Source organism: Vagococcus fessus, assembly GCF_003987565.1.
GTDB lineage: Bacteria > Bacillota > Bacilli > Lactobacillales > Vagococcaceae > Vagococcus_D > Vagococcus_D fessus.
Genome location: NZ_NGJY01000001.1, coordinates 545,182 through 561,853 on the forward strand (window position 1 = coordinate 545,182; position 16,672 = coordinate 561,853).

General features: G+C 33.6%; 18 protein-coding genes and 1 pseudogene. 5 read left to right on the forward strand and 14 right to left on the reverse strand.

What is annotated here, in order from left to right:
• Nucleotides 1–72: 72 nt before the first annotated feature.
• The 11 genes from CBF31_RS02680 to CBF31_RS02730 all read right to left on the reverse strand — a co-directional run bounded on the left by CBF31_RS02680 (nucleotide 73) and on the right by CBF31_RS02730 (nucleotide 10,447).
• Nucleotides 73–1,725: a peptide ABC transporter substrate-binding protein gene (locus CBF31_RS02680; protein ID WP_170167876.1), complete on the reverse strand. Its 1,653-nt coding sequence runs from the start codon at nucleotides 1,723–1,725 to the stop codon at nucleotides 73–75.
• A 292-nt stretch (nucleotides 1,726–2,017) separates the two neighbouring features.
• Entirely contained in the window at nucleotides 2,018–2,338 is a 321-nt protein-coding gene (locus tag CBF31_RS02685) for a DMT family transporter (RefSeq protein WP_126830715.1), read from the reverse strand.
• 152 nt (nucleotides 2,339–2,490) lie between these two features.
• Nucleotides 2,491–3,165, reverse strand: a complete 675-nt coding sequence (locus tag CBF31_RS02690) for a type 1 glutamine amidotransferase domain-containing protein (RefSeq protein ID WP_126830717.1) — start codon at nucleotides 3,163–3,165, stop codon at nucleotides 2,491–2,493.
• 249 nt (nucleotides 3,166–3,414) lie between these two features.
• Nucleotides 3,415–3,975, reverse strand: a complete 561-nt coding sequence (locus CBF31_RS02695; protein WP_126831166.1) for an LOG family protein — start codon at nucleotides 3,973–3,975, stop codon at nucleotides 3,415–3,417.
• A gap of 24 nt (nucleotides 3,976–3,999) precedes the next feature.
• On the reverse strand, nucleotides 4,000–4,965 hold the full coding sequence (locus CBF31_RS02700; protein ID WP_126830719.1) for a D-2-hydroxyacid dehydrogenase: 966 nt from the start codon (nucleotides 4,963–4,965) through the stop codon (nucleotides 4,000–4,002).
• A 173-nt stretch (nucleotides 4,966–5,138) separates the two neighbouring features.
• Entirely contained in the window at nucleotides 5,139–5,516 is a 378-nt protein-coding gene (locus tag CBF31_RS02705; protein ID WP_126830721.1) for a hypothetical protein, read from the reverse strand.
• A 251-nt stretch (nucleotides 5,517–5,767) separates the two neighbouring features.
• On the reverse strand, nucleotides 5,768–6,958 hold the full coding sequence (locus tag CBF31_RS02710; RefSeq protein ID WP_126830723.1) for a NupC/NupG family nucleoside CNT transporter: 1,191 nt from the start codon (nucleotides 6,956–6,958) through the stop codon (nucleotides 5,768–5,770).
• Nucleotides 6,959–6,973: 15 nt separating this feature from the next.
• Nucleotides 6,974–8,122, reverse strand: coding sequence for an iron-containing alcohol dehydrogenase (locus CBF31_RS02715; protein WP_126830725.1), 1,149 nt, complete (start codon nucleotides 8,120–8,122; stop codon nucleotides 6,974–6,976).
• A gap of 12 nt (nucleotides 8,123–8,134) precedes the next feature.
• Nucleotides 8,135–8,776, reverse strand: coding sequence for a DUF6198 family protein (locus CBF31_RS02720; RefSeq protein ID WP_245977903.1), 642 nt, complete (start codon nucleotides 8,774–8,776; stop codon nucleotides 8,135–8,137).
• Between the two features lie 3 nt (nucleotides 8,777–8,779).
• Entirely contained in the window at nucleotides 8,780–9,472 is a 693-nt protein-coding gene (locus CBF31_RS02725; protein WP_126830727.1) for a phosphoribosylanthranilate isomerase, read from the reverse strand.
• 30 nt (nucleotides 9,473–9,502) lie between these two features.
• Entirely contained in the window at nucleotides 9,503–10,447 is a 945-nt protein-coding gene (locus CBF31_RS02730; RefSeq protein ID WP_126830729.1) for a carbohydrate kinase family protein, read from the reverse strand.
• 120 nt (nucleotides 10,448–10,567) lie between these two features.
• On the opposite strand from CBF31_RS02730, the gene CBF31_RS02735 reads away from it, so the two are divergent.
• Complete coding sequence (locus CBF31_RS02735; RefSeq protein ID WP_126830731.1) at nucleotides 10,568–11,653, forward strand: PfkB family carbohydrate kinase; 1,086 nt, start codon at nucleotides 10,568–10,570, stop codon at nucleotides 11,651–11,653.
• 44 nt (nucleotides 11,654–11,697) lie between these two features.
• On the opposite strand, the gene uriH is transcribed toward CBF31_RS02735, so the two are convergent.
• Nucleotides 11,698–12,633 carry a uridine-preferring nucleoside hydrolase UriH gene (gene uriH / locus CBF31_RS02740; RefSeq protein ID WP_126830732.1) on the reverse strand — a complete coding sequence of 312 codons (936 nt, stop codon included), beginning with the start codon at nucleotides 12,631–12,633 and terminating at the stop codon, nucleotides 11,698–11,700.
• Nucleotides 12,634–13,054: 421 nt separating this feature from the next.
• Nucleotides 13,055–13,252: a helix-turn-helix domain-containing protein gene (locus CBF31_RS02745; protein ID WP_126830734.1), complete on the reverse strand. Its 198-nt coding sequence runs from the start codon at nucleotides 13,250–13,252 to the stop codon at nucleotides 13,055–13,057.
• Between the two features lie 181 nt (nucleotides 13,253–13,433).
• Between CBF31_RS02745 and CBF31_RS02750 the strand changes: the two genes are divergently transcribed.
• The 4 genes and pseudogenes from CBF31_RS02750 to CBF31_RS11185 form a co-directional block, all read left to right on the forward strand.
• Nucleotides 13,434–13,751, forward strand: coding sequence for a helix-turn-helix domain-containing protein (locus CBF31_RS02750; RefSeq protein WP_126830736.1), 318 nt, complete (start codon nucleotides 13,434–13,436; stop codon nucleotides 13,749–13,751).
• Nucleotides 13,752–13,836: 85 nt separating this feature from the next.
• On the forward strand, nucleotides 13,837–14,190 hold the full coding sequence (locus tag CBF31_RS02755; protein ID WP_126830738.1) for a helix-turn-helix domain-containing protein: 354 nt from the start codon (nucleotides 13,837–13,839) through the stop codon (nucleotides 14,188–14,190).
• Nucleotides 14,190–14,498 (forward strand): helix-turn-helix domain-containing protein, encoded by a 309-nt coding sequence (locus CBF31_RS02760; protein ID WP_126830740.1) that lies wholly within the window; start codon nucleotides 14,190–14,192, stop codon nucleotides 14,496–14,498. Before CBF31_RS02755 ends, CBF31_RS02760 begins: the two co-directional genes overlap by 1 nt.
• 121 nt (nucleotides 14,499–14,619) lie before the next feature.
• Nucleotides 14,620–14,973 (forward strand): annotated as a pseudogene (locus CBF31_RS11185) (transposase); the annotation flags it as partial.
• 330 nt (nucleotides 14,974–15,303) lie between these two features.
• Here CBF31_RS11185 and CBF31_RS02770 read toward each other — a convergent pair.
• Nucleotides 15,304–16,644 carry a hypothetical protein gene (locus CBF31_RS02770; RefSeq protein WP_126830744.1) on the reverse strand — a complete coding sequence of 447 codons (1,341 nt, stop codon included), beginning with the start codon at nucleotides 16,642–16,644 and terminating at the stop codon, nucleotides 15,304–15,306.
• Between the last annotated feature and the right edge of the window lie 28 nt (nucleotides 16,645–16,672).

A 16,672-nucleotide genomic window follows, 5' to 3' on the forward strand; every position in this document is an offset into this window, starting at 1 on the left:
CTTTCTTCGTTTAAACCTAAGAGAAACAAAAAACCAAGTTAACTTAGGAACTTGGTTTTTGTTTCCTGTTTATTAGTCTTCCATTGATATCCATTTGTAATCAATTTTAGCTCCTGCACTATTTGTTACTAAGTTTTTAATTTTAGGACTTCTTAATACTGATGTTACGTTTTGGTTAAGTGGTAGAACACCAAAATCTGACATTAGAATACGTTCTGCTTCCAATTGATTTTCCCAACGTTTTTCTGGATTAGTTCCATTTTTAGTTGCTTCTTCAACTGCTTTATCGTATTTAGGATTGTTATATTTACCACGGTTATAAGCATTATCTGATTTAAATAACTCTAAGAAGTTACTTGCATCCGCATAATCGGCATTCCATCCGCCCATAACAGCATCAAAATCACCTTTATTTGTACGCTCTAGACGAACTGCAAATGTTACTGGACTAACCGTTACTTTTACACCAGGTAAATTTGTTTGAATTTGAGATTGGATAAACTCAGAGTTCTTCTTAGCTCCGTCACTATCTCCAGCTAATAAATCAAAACTAATCTCCTCTTTGCCCAATTCTTTTTTAGCTTTAGCTAAGTACTCTTGAGCTTTTTCTTTATCGAATTTAACCATAGTATTAGCATCTTCAGTGAAGTCTTTTCCTGTTTTAGGATTTTTCACCATACCTTTTGGTACAATCCCACTTGAGACAACATTTCCTTTTGCTAATAAATTGTCAACATATGATTGACGATCGATACCGTAATATAACGCTTTTCTGAAGTTCTCATTTTTAAATGGCGAGCCTTCTTTCGCTTGGTTCATTTCGATATAAGCTGTATTAGCTGTTTCATCTATTTGATAATCTGGGTCATTTCCTAATTGTTGAGCCAACTCACTTGATAATGTCACTTGGTCTAACTGACCATTTTTATATAACCCAACCGCTGTACTTGCTTCTTTAATAACAGTGACATTAATACGATTTAATTTTACAGTATCTTTGTCCCAATATTCTGGATTTTTTTCATAAGCCCACTCAGTATCTGAACCCGGGCCATCAAACTCTACAGAGACGAATGGTCCATTATAAACTGATTTTTCACTGGCTGTTGCATATCCTTTACCATATTTCTCAACAATATCTTGACGTTGAGGGAAGAAATTAGGAAAGGCTAGTAAACGATCAAAATAGGCAATAGGTTGATCCAGTGTGATTTCTAACTCGTAATCTCCCTTAGCTTTAATCCCTAATTCAGAAACAGGCTTTTTCCCTTTGCTAATTTCTTTGGCATTGGTAATTCCTTCAAACATATACGCATATTGTGAAGCTGTCTTTGGATCAACTGTTCGTTGCCATGAATACACATAATCAGCAGCTTTTACTGGCTCACCATCGGACCATTTCGCATCTTCACGTAATTTAATCGTATAAACTTTACCGTCGTCACTTACTTTAGCTAATTCTTTCGCACCTGCTGGTTGTGGTACGCCGTCTTTATCTACACGATAGATTCCTTCATAAATTGTATTTATCATTTTGCTACCTTCAGCATCGGTATTTAAAGAAATGTCCGCAGATGGAATTTCCGTTAGACTTGATAAATTTAAGACTTGTTCGGTCTTTCCTTTATCTTTCGCTTTCCCTTTTGAAGACTCTTCTCCTTTGCCACATGCTGCTAAAGTCAGCACTGCAACCGAGACTAAACCAATTGACATAAACTTTTTCATTTTCATAGTATTTCCTCCTTTAAACCCGACAACCTTTTTTCAAGTTCCGTTAACGAGTATGATACAGTTAAATAAATGAGAAATCAATATCTTTTTCTAATTGTTTTTTAATTTAACAGAAAAGTTATATAGAAAGCTTTATATATAGGGTATTCCGATGTTAAATTTTATTAATAAACCTACTTTATTAGAAAAACACACTTAATAATTAATATAATTCAAACAACTCTCATTTCAATCTCATTTAACCGAACAAAAAAAGCCTCTAACTTAATAGAGACTTTCTCTGTCATTAATTTTGACTTGTTACCTTTATTCCAATAATACCAATCAATAATAAGCCAACGAAAAACATTGTTTTGATAGACAACGTGTCTTTAAACACTAGCACACCAACCAAAATCGAACCAAAAGCTCCGATACCTGTCCATACTGGATAAGCTAGACTCATGGGTAAGATTTTAATTGCTTTTGATAAAAAATAAAAACTTGCAATCATCCCAACTAGTGTCAGTAATGAATAATTTAACTTACTAAACCCTTCACTCATTTTCATCGTCGTCGCCCATAGAACTTCTAGACCACCTGCTATTAAAAGATGTAGCCATGCCATTTTACTTCCCTCCTTTCAACTAAAAAAAGAGAGCACCAAATTTCCACTTAGACCTACGGAAATTCGGTACTCTCTTGCTCGGTAGCAATTTAGTTATTTAATTAATTCTATTATACCTCTATCTGTATTACAGTCAACTCATAAGAATAGGGCTACAAATACTTGAGTAATTTTAAAGCAACAGCACGTGCTGACTGTGGATTTTGACCTGTTATAAGCCTATCATCCTTCACCACATGACTTTTAAACAAACGCTTTTTCACAAAGATAGCATGGTGCTTCTTTGCTATTTTTTGATTTAAAAAAGGAACAACTGATTTTTTACCACTTAACCTTTCTTCAGTCGTTGTAAATCCTGTGATTTTTTTACCTTGTATAAGATACTTTCTTTCACTGGTTTTAACATGTAAAAGCCCCGCTATACCGTGACAAACTGAGGTCACATAACCACCTTGTTCATAGATATCACGAGTTAACTCTTGGAGTTTTTGATTATGCGGAAAATCCCACATCACACCATGTCCACCTGTGTAGTAAATCGCACCATAATCTTTAGCATTCACCTGACTCGGTTTTAGTGAACGACTTAGCGCTCTTTCCTGAAAGTCTTCTCTTTGGTAGATAATAAAATCTCCATCCTTAGCATAGCTCATACTACGTGGATCTATCGGCACATAACCACCTCTAGGGCTCACATAATCTACTTTATAGCCTTTCTTTGTCACTTCTTCTACAAACTCAGTAGCTTCACCTAACCATAAACCTGTTGCTTCATTTTTATGACCGTACGTTGCTTGATTGGTTAAGACTACAAGTATTCTTTTCATTTAGCCATCATCCTTTTGCGTGATATGTAATAGTCTTTAGACACATGACTCTTCTTCTTAATCAAACCACTAATGATAGCACAGTGTCAACTATTTCGACTATTTAATAGACAATTTATTTTACTATGAAAAAAACGGTTTTCGTTATTATATTTTCAACACATATCATCACTATTAGGTAAAAAATAATTATAAATAAAAAAGCTCTCAGCTGTAAACTGAGAGTCTGATACATTTATACTTATGCTTTTAATACTGACGAATTTCAGGCGGTGTGTAATCGTTTATAAACGAACGAATTTCTTCAAGTGAATCTGAAAATAGAACCTTATCACGGTCTTGTTGGGTAAGAAATCCTTCTTGAACCATCGTATCGTAGAGATTCATAATCGAATTATAAAACCCATTGTAATTATAGAAAATACACGGACTGTTATTTTTTCCCAAGCGTGCCCAAGAGACAACCTCTGTTATTTCTTCGAGTGTACCTGGTCCTCCTGGCAAGGCTATAAAAGCATCTCCTAATTCGATCATCTTTTGCTTTCGTTCTGACATCGTTTCTACTACAATCAATTTCGTCAATTCTTTATGCGCAATCTCCCTAGCTGCTAAGAATTCAGGCATCACTCCCGTTACCTCACCTTTGTTATGTAATACAGAATCGGCAATCGTTTGCATCAATCCAACTGCTCCTCCACCGTATACTAAACTGTTATTATTTTTAGCAATCCATGCTCCTAGTTTTTCAGCTGCTAATGTATATTCTTTATTATTTCCTGAGTTAGCCCCGCAATACACCACAATATTCATCACTATAAACCACCTTTGTTCGTTTTAATTTGCCACATTATTCTGAGGCGTACCGTTTAGAAACTGTTTCACATTTTCTACTGCGATTGATAATAATCGTTCTCTTGCTTCAACTGGTGCCCATGCAATATGAGGCGTTAAATAACAGTTTTTAGCTTTTAATAAAGGATTCTCTGAAAGAATAGGTTCATGAGAAACAACGTCCGCACCGTATGCTCGAAGTTTACCGTTATTTAAACCATCCGCTACCGCCTGTTCATCAATCAAACCACCTCTTGATGTATTAATTAAAATAACATCTGATTTCATTTGATTAATCGCCTCTTCATTTATCATTTCCATTGTTTCAGAAAATTGAGGGACATGCAAACTGATCACATCTGATTTTTCGTATAGTTCCTCTAACGTGACTTGCTTAATAAATGTACTCCCTGACTCTTTAGGACGGTGGTTATAATAAATAACACTCATCTTAAAGGCTCTGGCAATCTCAGCAACCGCTTGAGCGATTTTACCATAGCCTATTAGCCCGATTGTTTTCCCTGCTAATTCTAACAAAGGTGTTTTCCAATAGGTAAAATCAATACTATTTTCCCAGTCGCCACTCGCTACCGATTGATTGTGTCGTCCAACTTGGCTTGCAATCTCTAGTAATAACGCCCATGTAAACTGAGCTACCGCATCTGTCCCGTAACTCGGAATATTTGATACAACAATTCCTCTTGCTTTAGCCGCTTCGATATCAATAACGTTATATCCTGTCGCAAATACACCAACATACTTAAGACTTGGACAAGCCTCCATAATCTCATCTGTTATTGGAACTTTATTTGTAAAAACCATCTCTGATTTCCCTATACGCTCAATAATCAATGTATTATCCGTTATATCTGTTCGGTCAAACACCGTTAACTCTCCGTATTCTTCCAAACCTTTCCAACTTAAATCTCCTGGATTTAAACCATAGCCATCTAAAATAACCATCTTCATCTTAAAATCCTCCATTTGTGTGATTAAGTATTTTTAACTGTCTTAATCATATCATTTTGAGTTGAGGTAAACAGTAATAAGGCATTAAATTTTAAGAATTATAAGTAATGAATAAAAAAGAGAACCAAGTGTAAACATGATTCTCTCTCATAAATTTATTAAATGTTTTTATCTTAAAAATCATAAATTGATTCTTTAGTATCAGGCATCACTCCAAAATTATTCATTTCTAACCAATCTCTATAAGATACTGGGTTATCTTTTGTATCAACATCTTTTTTGAATTGTTCATACATGTTTCTAAACCTATTTTTTTCATCCTTAACAAAATGTGAAAAGAGATATTTTTTCGGATCAATGATATCTTTTTTTATAGCATAATCATATAGTGATCTCACTTCATCTGTGTTTAAGTTACTCACTTTTGATAAATTAACATCTGTGACCCTATTATGATTTACACTTGATTTTTGAGAATATAATTGAACTGTTACCACACTACCTATTGCAATTATTAGAAGAACAAGAAATTTAAACCGACTATTTTTCATTACAAAACATCTCCATTCTAGCTACCTAACTATGGCCCGTTTATAGCTTCATTATAGCACTACTTATAGCTAATAAAATCATGGCAATACTTATATAACAGCATCTATTGCTTAATTCAAAACTATCTATTCTACTTTTCCTCCTTAAAACTAACACTTCTTACATACATCAGTAACTTGAAATTTATTTTAAAATAACAAAAAATAAGCCCTGATTTCTCAGAGCTTGTTTTTAATTTATGTCCAAACTATTAGAAGAAAATCCCTACTATCGACGCTGTTAGTAATGATGCCATTGTTGCACCTAATAATAATTTCATAGAAAATTTAGCTACTTTCATACCTTGTGTTTTATCAATAGCTGAAATTGAGCCTGAGATTATCCCTACTGTTCCAAAGTTTGCAAAACTTACTAGATAAGTTGAAATAATAGCTGCGCCTTTAGGTGTTAAAGAGTGTACAATCTCACCCAAATTCCCCATAGCAACAAACTCGTTCGTGATTAATTTTGTAGCCATAATACCACCAACTTTAACCATATCCTCGTGAGGGTCTCCTATAATAAAGGCGATTGGGGAGAAGACCCATCCTAAAATTTCAGTAAATGTGATATGAAATAGGAAATCAAATGAATTATTTAAAAATGTAACTAGTGCAACAAAACCTATTAGCATTGCAGCTACCGTTATCGCTAAATGAAAGCCGTCTAGAATATACGTCCCTAACATTTGAAAAAAAGGTTCTTTCTCTTTGATTTCACTAATTGTTGCCTCAACAACCTCTTCATCCTTAGGATCATATGGATTAACGACACATGAAATAATAAGTGCAGAGAAAATATTTAAAAATACTGCCACTACAACAAACTTACCTTCCACCATCTCCATATAACCAGCTAACATCGCTGCACTGACTGCTGACAAACCTGATGCGCATATTGTATACAATTGCTTAGTACTTAGTTTTGGTATTTGTTCCTTAATTGTTAGAAAAACTTCTGGCTGGCCTAAGACAGCTGTCGAAATTGAAAAATAACTTTCTAATTCCCCCATACCTGTTATTTTACTTATCCCTCTGCCTACCCATTTTATAACAAATGGTAAGACCTTAATATAATTTAAGATACCAACTAATGCAGAAATGAAAACCACTGGCATTAAAACATTAAGAAAAAATACTGATCCACCTGGAGTGAATTCAAAACCACCAAATACAAAATCCGTTCCCCCTGCGGCTTGATTCATTAACCAACTGAAAAATCCTGAAACACTTGATAGTGCCTTTATCCCACCCATCGTGTGTAAACAAACAAATGAAATAACCAATTGTAAAATAACCATTCGAGCCATTTGTTTATATCTGATATTCTTTCTATCAGAACTGACTAAAAAACCCAATGCAAATATAAATAATAAAGCGACTATTCCTTTAATAATACTCATTCTTTATCACACCTTTTATAGTTTTTTCAACAATTCTACTGCATCCTCCAACTCAACTTTTCGTGGCGTATTCCCCGCAAAACGCTCTTCTACTATACTATTTGCATGTTTCAATAATTCTGATTGATTAATTCCCAACTCAGAGAATGGTGCCATACCGAGAATATCATCTCTAAATTCACAATAAGCCGCGGTTGTGATTAAAGAAATTTCTTCTACTGTAGCATCTTCTGGAAAAGTTGCTCCTAAAATAAAACCAATTTCTTTTATTTTTTTAGGTAGAACAGGCAAAACAAAGTCTAATGCTCCAGGTAATGCATACGCACATGCCATACCATGGGGAATTTTATACGCTGAACCTAAAATATGAGCTGTAGAATGACCAATATGGGTTCCACAATTAGTCAACATCCAACCGCCTAGAGCTGCAGCAACCATCATACGTTCTCTAGCTTCGCGATTATATCCATCTTCCACAGCCAAAGGTAGATACTTAACCACTAAATACATAATTTTTTCGCAAATAGCATCTGTTACTGGACTGGCTAAATTAGAAGTATACCCTTCTGCTGCATGGGAAAATGTATCTAGTCCTGTTGCAATCGTCATATTTTTAGGAAGTGACATTAATAATTCTGGATTGAGGACCGCATAATCACTCATAGCATTATCTGATAACACTGCTAGTTTCTCATTTGTTTCAGAATCTGTTACTATCAGAGCATTTGATAACTCGCTACCTGTTCCTGATGTAGTCGGGACAGCTATTAATCCATGACATGTTTTTATTTCTCCTTCAAAACCCACATAATCTTTAATTTTCCGTCCATTATATTTTAAAATATTAATACCACGAGCGACGTCAATCGAACTTCCTCCACCTATCGCAATAATCGAATCACAATGATGACTCACACAAATAGCAGCTCCTTCATCTACTAAAGTCGTTGGTGGATCTGATACTATTTTGTCGTAAATTAAAAAATCTATTCCTTCGTTCGATAGATTTTCTTTTAACTGACTGACAATCGTTGTGTTATTTAAGAATGAATCCATAACAATAAAAGGTTTCTTATAAGAAGCTTCTTTCAATACTTCAATTATGGTTTTTGATAAATTATCTGTGACTACTACTTTTACTTTTTGTTCTAATTTAAATTCCAAATATAACGCCCCCTAGTCTTTTGCTTGTCCATAAAGATAAAAGCCAAAGTACTGACTTAAAAACTGAATAGTCGGACCTGTTGTAAGTGCTGTTAATACTGTAATAACACCAAACTTCCCGCCTAAACTTAAACCTATAATAATTAAAATGATATCCATTACAATTTTTGATTTTCTAATACTCCAACGTGCTCGGTCTCTAATCGTTAACATGATGCCATTAAACGGATCAACACCTATATCGCTGGCGACAAATAAGCTAATACCAATGTAATACAGACTTATTCCACTAAATCCTCCTAAATAACGCTGGATTATACTAGCATTATTAAAAATCAACGGATAAAGATGACTCCCGATGGAGATAAAAAAGCCATACGGAATCAAATACAGCAAAGTTCCCACATTTAGATACCTTCTACCGAAACTAAATAAAATAATAATTAAACCGATATTCATATAGTTAGACACTACCCCTAATTGAGAATGTCCAAGACTTAGGTAAACCCTAAGTCCATCATAGACAATCCCTACTGGATCATTGCCAAACAGTGTATTGTTATTGAATGCTACACCAATACAAACTAAAAAAATTCCAATGAGTGAGATAACTAATTTCTTAGGTGTAATCGAATCAAATTTAATGAGTTTCAAGAATTACAAACCTAATTCCTTAGCCGCCTTATCAGCTCTTTCACAGAATAATTTCACTTGTTCACTGATTTTTTCCATATGCCCACCTTCATATTTCAAACTTGTTTTACTCAACGAATCGACGCCATAAGGTTTAATTTGACGAATACATTCCTCTACATTATCAGCACCTAAACCACCTGCAATAATCACTGGAATATCAACACTTCTAACTATCTCAGCATCAATCGCCCAATCATGTGTTTCTCCGCTTGCACCAATACCTGTATCTTCAGCTAAACCTGAATCTGTCAGTAAATAATCAGAAAATTCAGCATAATTTTTAGCTCTTTCGATAGCTTCAGGCCCATCTACTAAGACTGCTTGCATCAGCTCAATTCCTGGACAAGCTTCTTTTAATGCCTTAGCAAAAGTCGCATCAGCAGTATAATCCATCCCTGCAATATGAAGAATATCCGGTTTCACCCTCTTAGCAATTTCAATCATTTCTTCTGTATCTTTGTTAAGCATTATCGCAACGGTTTTAATCCCACGGCGTTTGGCTTCATCAAAAATCTTATCCACTAAATCATGTGCAACTCGATGAGCAGGTACACCACCATTTTGCATTGGAACTAATCCAATATGGTCTGCCCCATCTTCCATAGTCTGAACACTTTCCTCATAAGTAATTAAAGAATAAATTTGTTTAATCATAGTCATTCTGTCTCCTTTATTTTTATTATTTTAGTCCGTCACATTAAACTCCTGCGCACGTTTAACTACAGTTCTAACGGCAAGGTAGTCTGAGACAGCATCAATACTCTCTACAGTAATACTAGCTGCAGCTTGGGTAAGTTGAGCGACTTCTACTAAACTCAAGGTTTCACCGTAAAAGAATCTTGCCCATGCAATAGTTGCCATACTACAGTCCCCAGCACCGTTACAACTTACAACCTTACTTTTTAAAATAGGAACACTTGTTACATCATTTTCGTTAGCACAGATAATGCCATGTTCACCTAATGAAATAAAAGCATTTGTGACACCTAGCTCAACTAATTTTTGAGCTGCTTTCTTTCCTGTTTCCTCATCTACTACTTTAATCCCTGTAAATAATTCTGCTTCAATCTCATTTGGCTTAAAAGTATCTACTCTATTCAATACCGATTCAAATCGTTTCGCCTTAGCGACAGAGACAGGATCAACAAATAGAGGAACCGTCACATGATCGGCTAACCATTCTATTGATTCTTGTTCTAAATTTCCATCAATCACACATAATTTTGACTGATTTATAAAATCTATTCTTCTTTCAAAAAATTCTGGAGTCATGTATTTAATAATTGCCATATCATTTACTCCAGATACCATATCTCCCTTTCCATCTGTTACATATAAGTAGGTTGAACTCGCCTTTCCTATAAGCTTCTCGGCACAATCTAACTTAATCCCTTTGGCTATACAGTTACGCCTCAATATTTCTCCAAACTCATCGTCTCCAAAAACTGTAATCAAATAGGTAGGAACTTCTAACTTGACCATATTTTGAGCGATATTTTGCCCTACGCCACCATCAGTCAGGGTAATCCTACCAATATTTGAATCATGTTCACGGTACAGCTCTCCTGAAATGCCAGCTATATCCATATTCAGTCCACCTAAAACAACAGCATACGGTTGACTACACATATAAAGCCTCCTTAACTTAATAATATTTCCGACAGACAATTGACTACTAACCCCTTACCCTCGTTTGATTTTGGGCTATTTTTAACCTATACTTAATTTATAAAATGAAGAGGTGAGGAAATGACTGAAAGAGAACGTGAAATACTTTCTTTAATACTAGCTAATCCGTTGATTTCACAGAATGAAATCGCTGAGGAATTAGGTATTTCTAGATCTGGTGTGGCTGCACATATATTCAATTTAACTAAAAAAGGATACATCGAAGGTCGAGGGTATATCATCAAAGAATCCGAGTTTGTCACAATTATCGGTGGCATCAATATGGATATCTCAGGTATCGCCTCTGCTCAGCTCTCACCTAACCACCCTAATCCTGGTACTATTGCTTTTACTCTAGGTGGTGCAGGTCGAAACATTTCACTAGGCCTTACTCAATTAAACGTTCCCAACTACTTTATTTCGGTTCATGGAAATGACATCAATGGTAATAAATTTAAACAGGATGCTCAACAACACGGGATGAATATCCAGTACGTTAAAGAATTACCCAACGAGAGAACCTCTACTTATTTATATATCGATGACCATAACGGAAACCGCACTGCTGCGATTGAAGACATGGCGATTTATGACCATATCACTCCTGACTTTTTAAAGGAAAAAAGTGAGATTATTAATAATTCAAGATATTGTATTATCGATACCAACCTAACTGCAGACGCTATTAATTGGCTATATGATAACTGTAAAGTCCCACTTTTTGTTACGACTGTAGCTGAAAATAAAAACTACAAATTACTTAGCCAACTTGATAAAATCAATACGCTAATTACGACACCTAACGATTTAAAAGGTCTCATCAAAGAACTGACGGAGAAAGAGATGGATTTAAACCAATCACTTGATTTACTACTTGATACTGGGATTGAAAATCTTGTTGTCTACTCTCCCATTGAGGGACTGTATTTTAAAAACAAAGAGGAGAATTTTCATATCCCAACTCCTGACATATCTACAAGTAAACTTGGGACTGAAAGCTCTATTACCGCAGCTCTTGTGTGGGCACTAACTAAGAATTACACATGGAAAGATAGCCTTCACCACGCTTACGCTGCAGCATCAATAAGCCTTGAAAGTCCTTACCCGATTAGCAAAGACCTAACAGAAGAGACTCTTACTGCTAAAAAGTCCCTTCTTTTTAACTAAATTAAAAAGCACCGCTCTACCGTTTGGTAAAGTGGTGCTTTTTGTTAGCCTATATTTTTTAGCGCGTCATAAATCATATCCCAAAACTTTTCATGATCTAAATCAACTGCGACTTGTGTATGACAGTTTTCTGGTATTGGGTATCTAAAATCAGCTACGGTCATCCCTCTTGTTAAGTTACCATACAGCTCAATATCAACTGGTACAGCTTTTGTTGTCATAACTGCTGGATCAATCAAATACGCCACAGTACATGGGTCGTGTACCGGTGGGAAGTCAAAGCCTTGGCTCTTCTTATACATCGTTCCAAAGAACTCAAGTAACTCATCTACAAATTGAGAAGGAACTGTCTTAATCGCTTTTATTTTTTCACGAACTTCAGGTGTAGCAAGCGCTTGGTGTGTTAAATCTAACCCTACCATTGTCACTTTCCACGGTGCATTGAAGACAATATGAGCAGATTCTGGGTCAATAATGATGTTGAACTCTGAAACGGCACTCCAATTCCCTGTATGGTATCCGCCACCCATCAAGACAACTTCTTGTACACGTTCAATAATTTTAGGTTCTTTACGAATTGCCATCGCAATATTAGTCAGACCACCTGTCGGACAAAGTGTAACTGTTCCTGCTGGCTCACTCATCACAGTATCTATAATCACATCTACTGCATGTTTGCCACATACTTCCATAACAGGTTGAGGTAACTCAGGACCATCTAAACCTGACTCACCGTGAATGTCTTCAGCAACTTCAATTTCTTTCACTAACGGACGCTCACAGCCTGCTGCGATAGGAACTTCTGTCATATTAATCATTGTACTAACTGCTCGAGCATTATACGTTACTTTTTCTAATGTTTGATTTCCTACTACTGTTGTAACAGCTAAAAGCTCTATGTTTGGATTACCATGAGCTAAAATCATAGCAATCGCATCATCATGACCTGGATCACAATCTAAAATAATTTTTCTTACCATTTTAATTACCCCTTTTTTGTTTGCGTTTTCAAATTTATTATACCTTAACTAACTAAACATTTCTATATACATATAAATAAAAGTTTATAAACGATTGGTTTTCAGTCATCATATAGCCCCATAAGTTTCCCGCATCGGATAAAATCAACTAAGATTTTATACTGTGCTACTCTTTCGAGATTGTCCCCCTACAGCTACAACAAATTTAAAGGATAGTTGTATCTCCCAAGAAAAGTCTTATTTTTAAGCAGACTAACTGCTCCTTATAGGATTGCAGTATAAACAAAAATACCGTACAATTAATTTGTTCAGAATCAATTATGTAAGTACTTTAGTCCCTAGCTAAAGTGCTTTTCTTTTTATATTCAATTAAATATTAATTAGTACCACTTTGATTTGTTGCACAAAATGCACAGGAATTTTAAAAAAAATATTCTATAAATACTACGGTTATCGGTAAACCAAGATAACTCGACAACTTATCAGCTTCATCCAAATCAAAATTAATCAGCCCAGATTCTTTTAACCTATAGTCCTCCACGGAAATATCCAATAAACGAGAAGCTTCAAAAATAGAAATATTTCGCTGTTTTCTTAATGATATATATGTATCGTTCATAATCATTTACCTCCCTCTACAAAAGATAATACTCCGTTAGTGCATAAAAAGCAACAGTTTTTATGTTACAAAGTGTCCCAACTTTATTATACAAGTCCTTTCAACCCACTAAATAACATTCCGTTGTTTTAAATGCACAAAAAGAGTATACTCTTAACTATAACTACATGGAGGTATAATTGTGGAAGATAACATTGTTGAAATATTTGGAAAACAACTGGATAAACTCATGCTTGATAAAAATATAACTGATTCCAAACTAGCTGAGGACTTAAATATGAATAGAAGTACAATAAATCGATGGCGTAGAGGTGTTCGAAGTCCTAATATGGATACCTTGCCCTTATTAGCTAAATACTTTAACGTCCCTGCTACAACCTTTATTACACCATTAAACGATAAAAAAGATATCCTAATCGCTATAGAAAAACTAGATGAAAAAAATCTATCTGATTTAAAAAGATATGTCCACTTCTTATTAACTAATCAAAATAATTAGTTTACAGATAAAACAAAAAAACTACTTTATAAATAGTTTTAGTTAAAATCAATGCGTATTTAGTCTTAAAGGCGGTGAAATACCAATGCATAAAAAATTAATTGGTAAACAATTAAGACAGATACGTAAAAAAAGAAAACTTACTCAAAATGAAGTTGCTAGTTTATTAGGAATTACACGTGCTGCATACTCTCATATAGAAAACGATAGAAATGAACTCAATATCAGCGCTCTGATTCAATTAGCTGATTTATTTAATATATCCATTGATTCGCTCTTAGGAATCACTACCAAACATAAGATAACTGAAGTTGAATTAGATAAAATATTTTTTAATAACATAACAATAAAATTTAACGATACTAAACTTGATTCCAAAGATTCTCAACAAATTTATAATTTAATCTCCCAATATTTTTGGAAGAAGGAACAACAATAATGTCTATTTTTTCAGATAAACTAAGCCTTTTAATGAAGCAACAGAATATTTCAGATGAAGAACTTGCTGAACTTGTTGATGTAAATAGAACAACTATTAATCGTTGGCGGACTGGGGAACGAAATCCTAAGATGGATAAACTTCCTGAAATAGCAGATGTCTTTAAAGTCCCACCACAAATTTTTATCGGAAATGATAAAAATACTTCTGATTTAATCGAAGACTATTCAAATCTTAGTCCAAAGCAACAGAAATTATTACTAGAATATCTGCAAGAATTAAAACAAAAAGAAGAACCACTATATTAATTTATAGGGCTCTATAATTTAAAGGACTGATGAATCAATTTTAGATCCATCAGTCCTTTTTAATTTTAGGGCTTAAAAAACATACCTTTCTCCTATATGATTAATGTACGACCAAAAACAAACGAAAGCGATGATGATTGATCGTCTACTGGATTACTCTGCCCCTTTAAAGAATCCCTATCGTTACTTTCACGATATCATGGACGCTTTTAGAATGAAGAAGCACGATTTATTTTTCACTCTTTTAAAAGAATTACCACAAACTTTAGATTCTGAACTTCGCAAGAATCTCCAAACCCTTTTAATATATGAAGTAAGTATTAGAAATTCGATGATTTATCCCTATTCAAATGGGAAAATTGAAGCTAAAAATACACATATAAAAACCTTAAAGCGCGTATCATATGGATTTAAATCATTTGAGAATATGAAATTAAGAGTATTTATGATGAATCAACTAATAAAAATAACATAACAAAAAAACTATGAAAGAAAGGATAACCTTTCTCTCATAGTTCATTGTTAATTTAACTCATCAGTCCTTATTGACAAAGACCCTTTTTTCATTACCACGACAAAAAAAGACACCTTCCATACAAAATGGAAAGTGTCTTGAATCGTTGATATAACATCGATTAACGTTTTGAGGACGAAACTTACCACATAACATACTTCTCTATACTCTCAAATCCTTTTATATCAATCTTCTAGACTTTTAAAGATTGATATATATAGACAGAAATTGACTAGAAAAGATATGAGTTGAACCAATAATGATAGAGGTTAGTTGAATACACTTCTATATCTATGCCCACAAAAAACAAATACTTATTAATCCGAAAATAAAAAACACTGTATCTCTCGTTAAACTTTCCATTTTTTTTAATTCAAACAATGGGGGTTCTAGATACTCTTCTTTCAACTTTTTTATAAACTCTTCATCAAATGTATATAATTCTTTATACGATTCATCCATTAGCTGTTTTTTCTTTTCAAAGTTTTCTGACTCGAAGAACCATCCTTTTTTACATTTAAAAATAACATATGTCCCAAAATATATTAATGCAAGCAACGGGACCACCCAAATCTGATCACTCTTGTCTATTCCCTTTAAAAAGAAAGTCGTTATTATAATTCCTATTGTTGTCAGTAACTGCTTTGGTATTTCCTCTGTAGCACTATTAATACTCTTTACAATATTTTCATTAAACTTAACATAATCTTCTGTTATTTTTTGTTTCTGTTGAATAAACTGTTTTATTTTATCCCCAATAAACAATTTATAATGTAATTTTGAATCCTCTAGTATTTGATATAATAAATCATCAGTTATATTGCATTCATTTTCGATTTTTTCTGAAAAAATATTCCTAAAAATATTTAAACGATCATAATATTTCTCTGAACTTCTAAATATAAATTTTTGAATATCATATAAATTATCAATAGTCTTTGCTGATAATTCAATATCCTCAGCCGTTATATATGAGCGATTTCCTAAACTTATAACATATTCCTCGCTATTATCTTTCTTAATAATCCGATCTGACAGTATTGACAAGAAACCTGCAATGATGTCAGCTTCTTTTCCAATTCTAAATTCTTCTGGAACTGTATCAATAATACCAATAATTTTTTGATCCCTATACAATCTCTCATTTTTAAAAATACTGTATAGTTCAATTTTTTCGTTACAGTTAACAGAGAAAATGCTTGAAGAAAAATCATTAACACTATTTGCTAAGATTTCAAAATTTATTTTGTTCTCAACTTTAGCTAGATCACCTATTTTTATATTTGCAAAAAATAATTTTAAATATTTTTTGAAATCTTCAGTATTCTTGAAACTTAATTTTTTTTCCGTTGATACTAGCTTATTGGTAAAAGTAACACTAATACTATTTTTATCAGTTAATTTATCAATATAATCCTCTTCTAGTAAAGAAAAATCATTAATATAAATCTTTACCTTTTCATTACAATATTTTCTACTATTTTCTGAAAATAATAAAGTTTTTTCTTTATCCAGAGTTAAATATAAAGTATATACATAATCTTTTTTGGAGTCAGGACTAATATTAATTACAGTTGAATGTTCTTCCGTACTATAAATAGACAGTAAATTTCCTATCTCAAAATTTTCCATACTATCCACCCTTTTCTAATATAAGGAA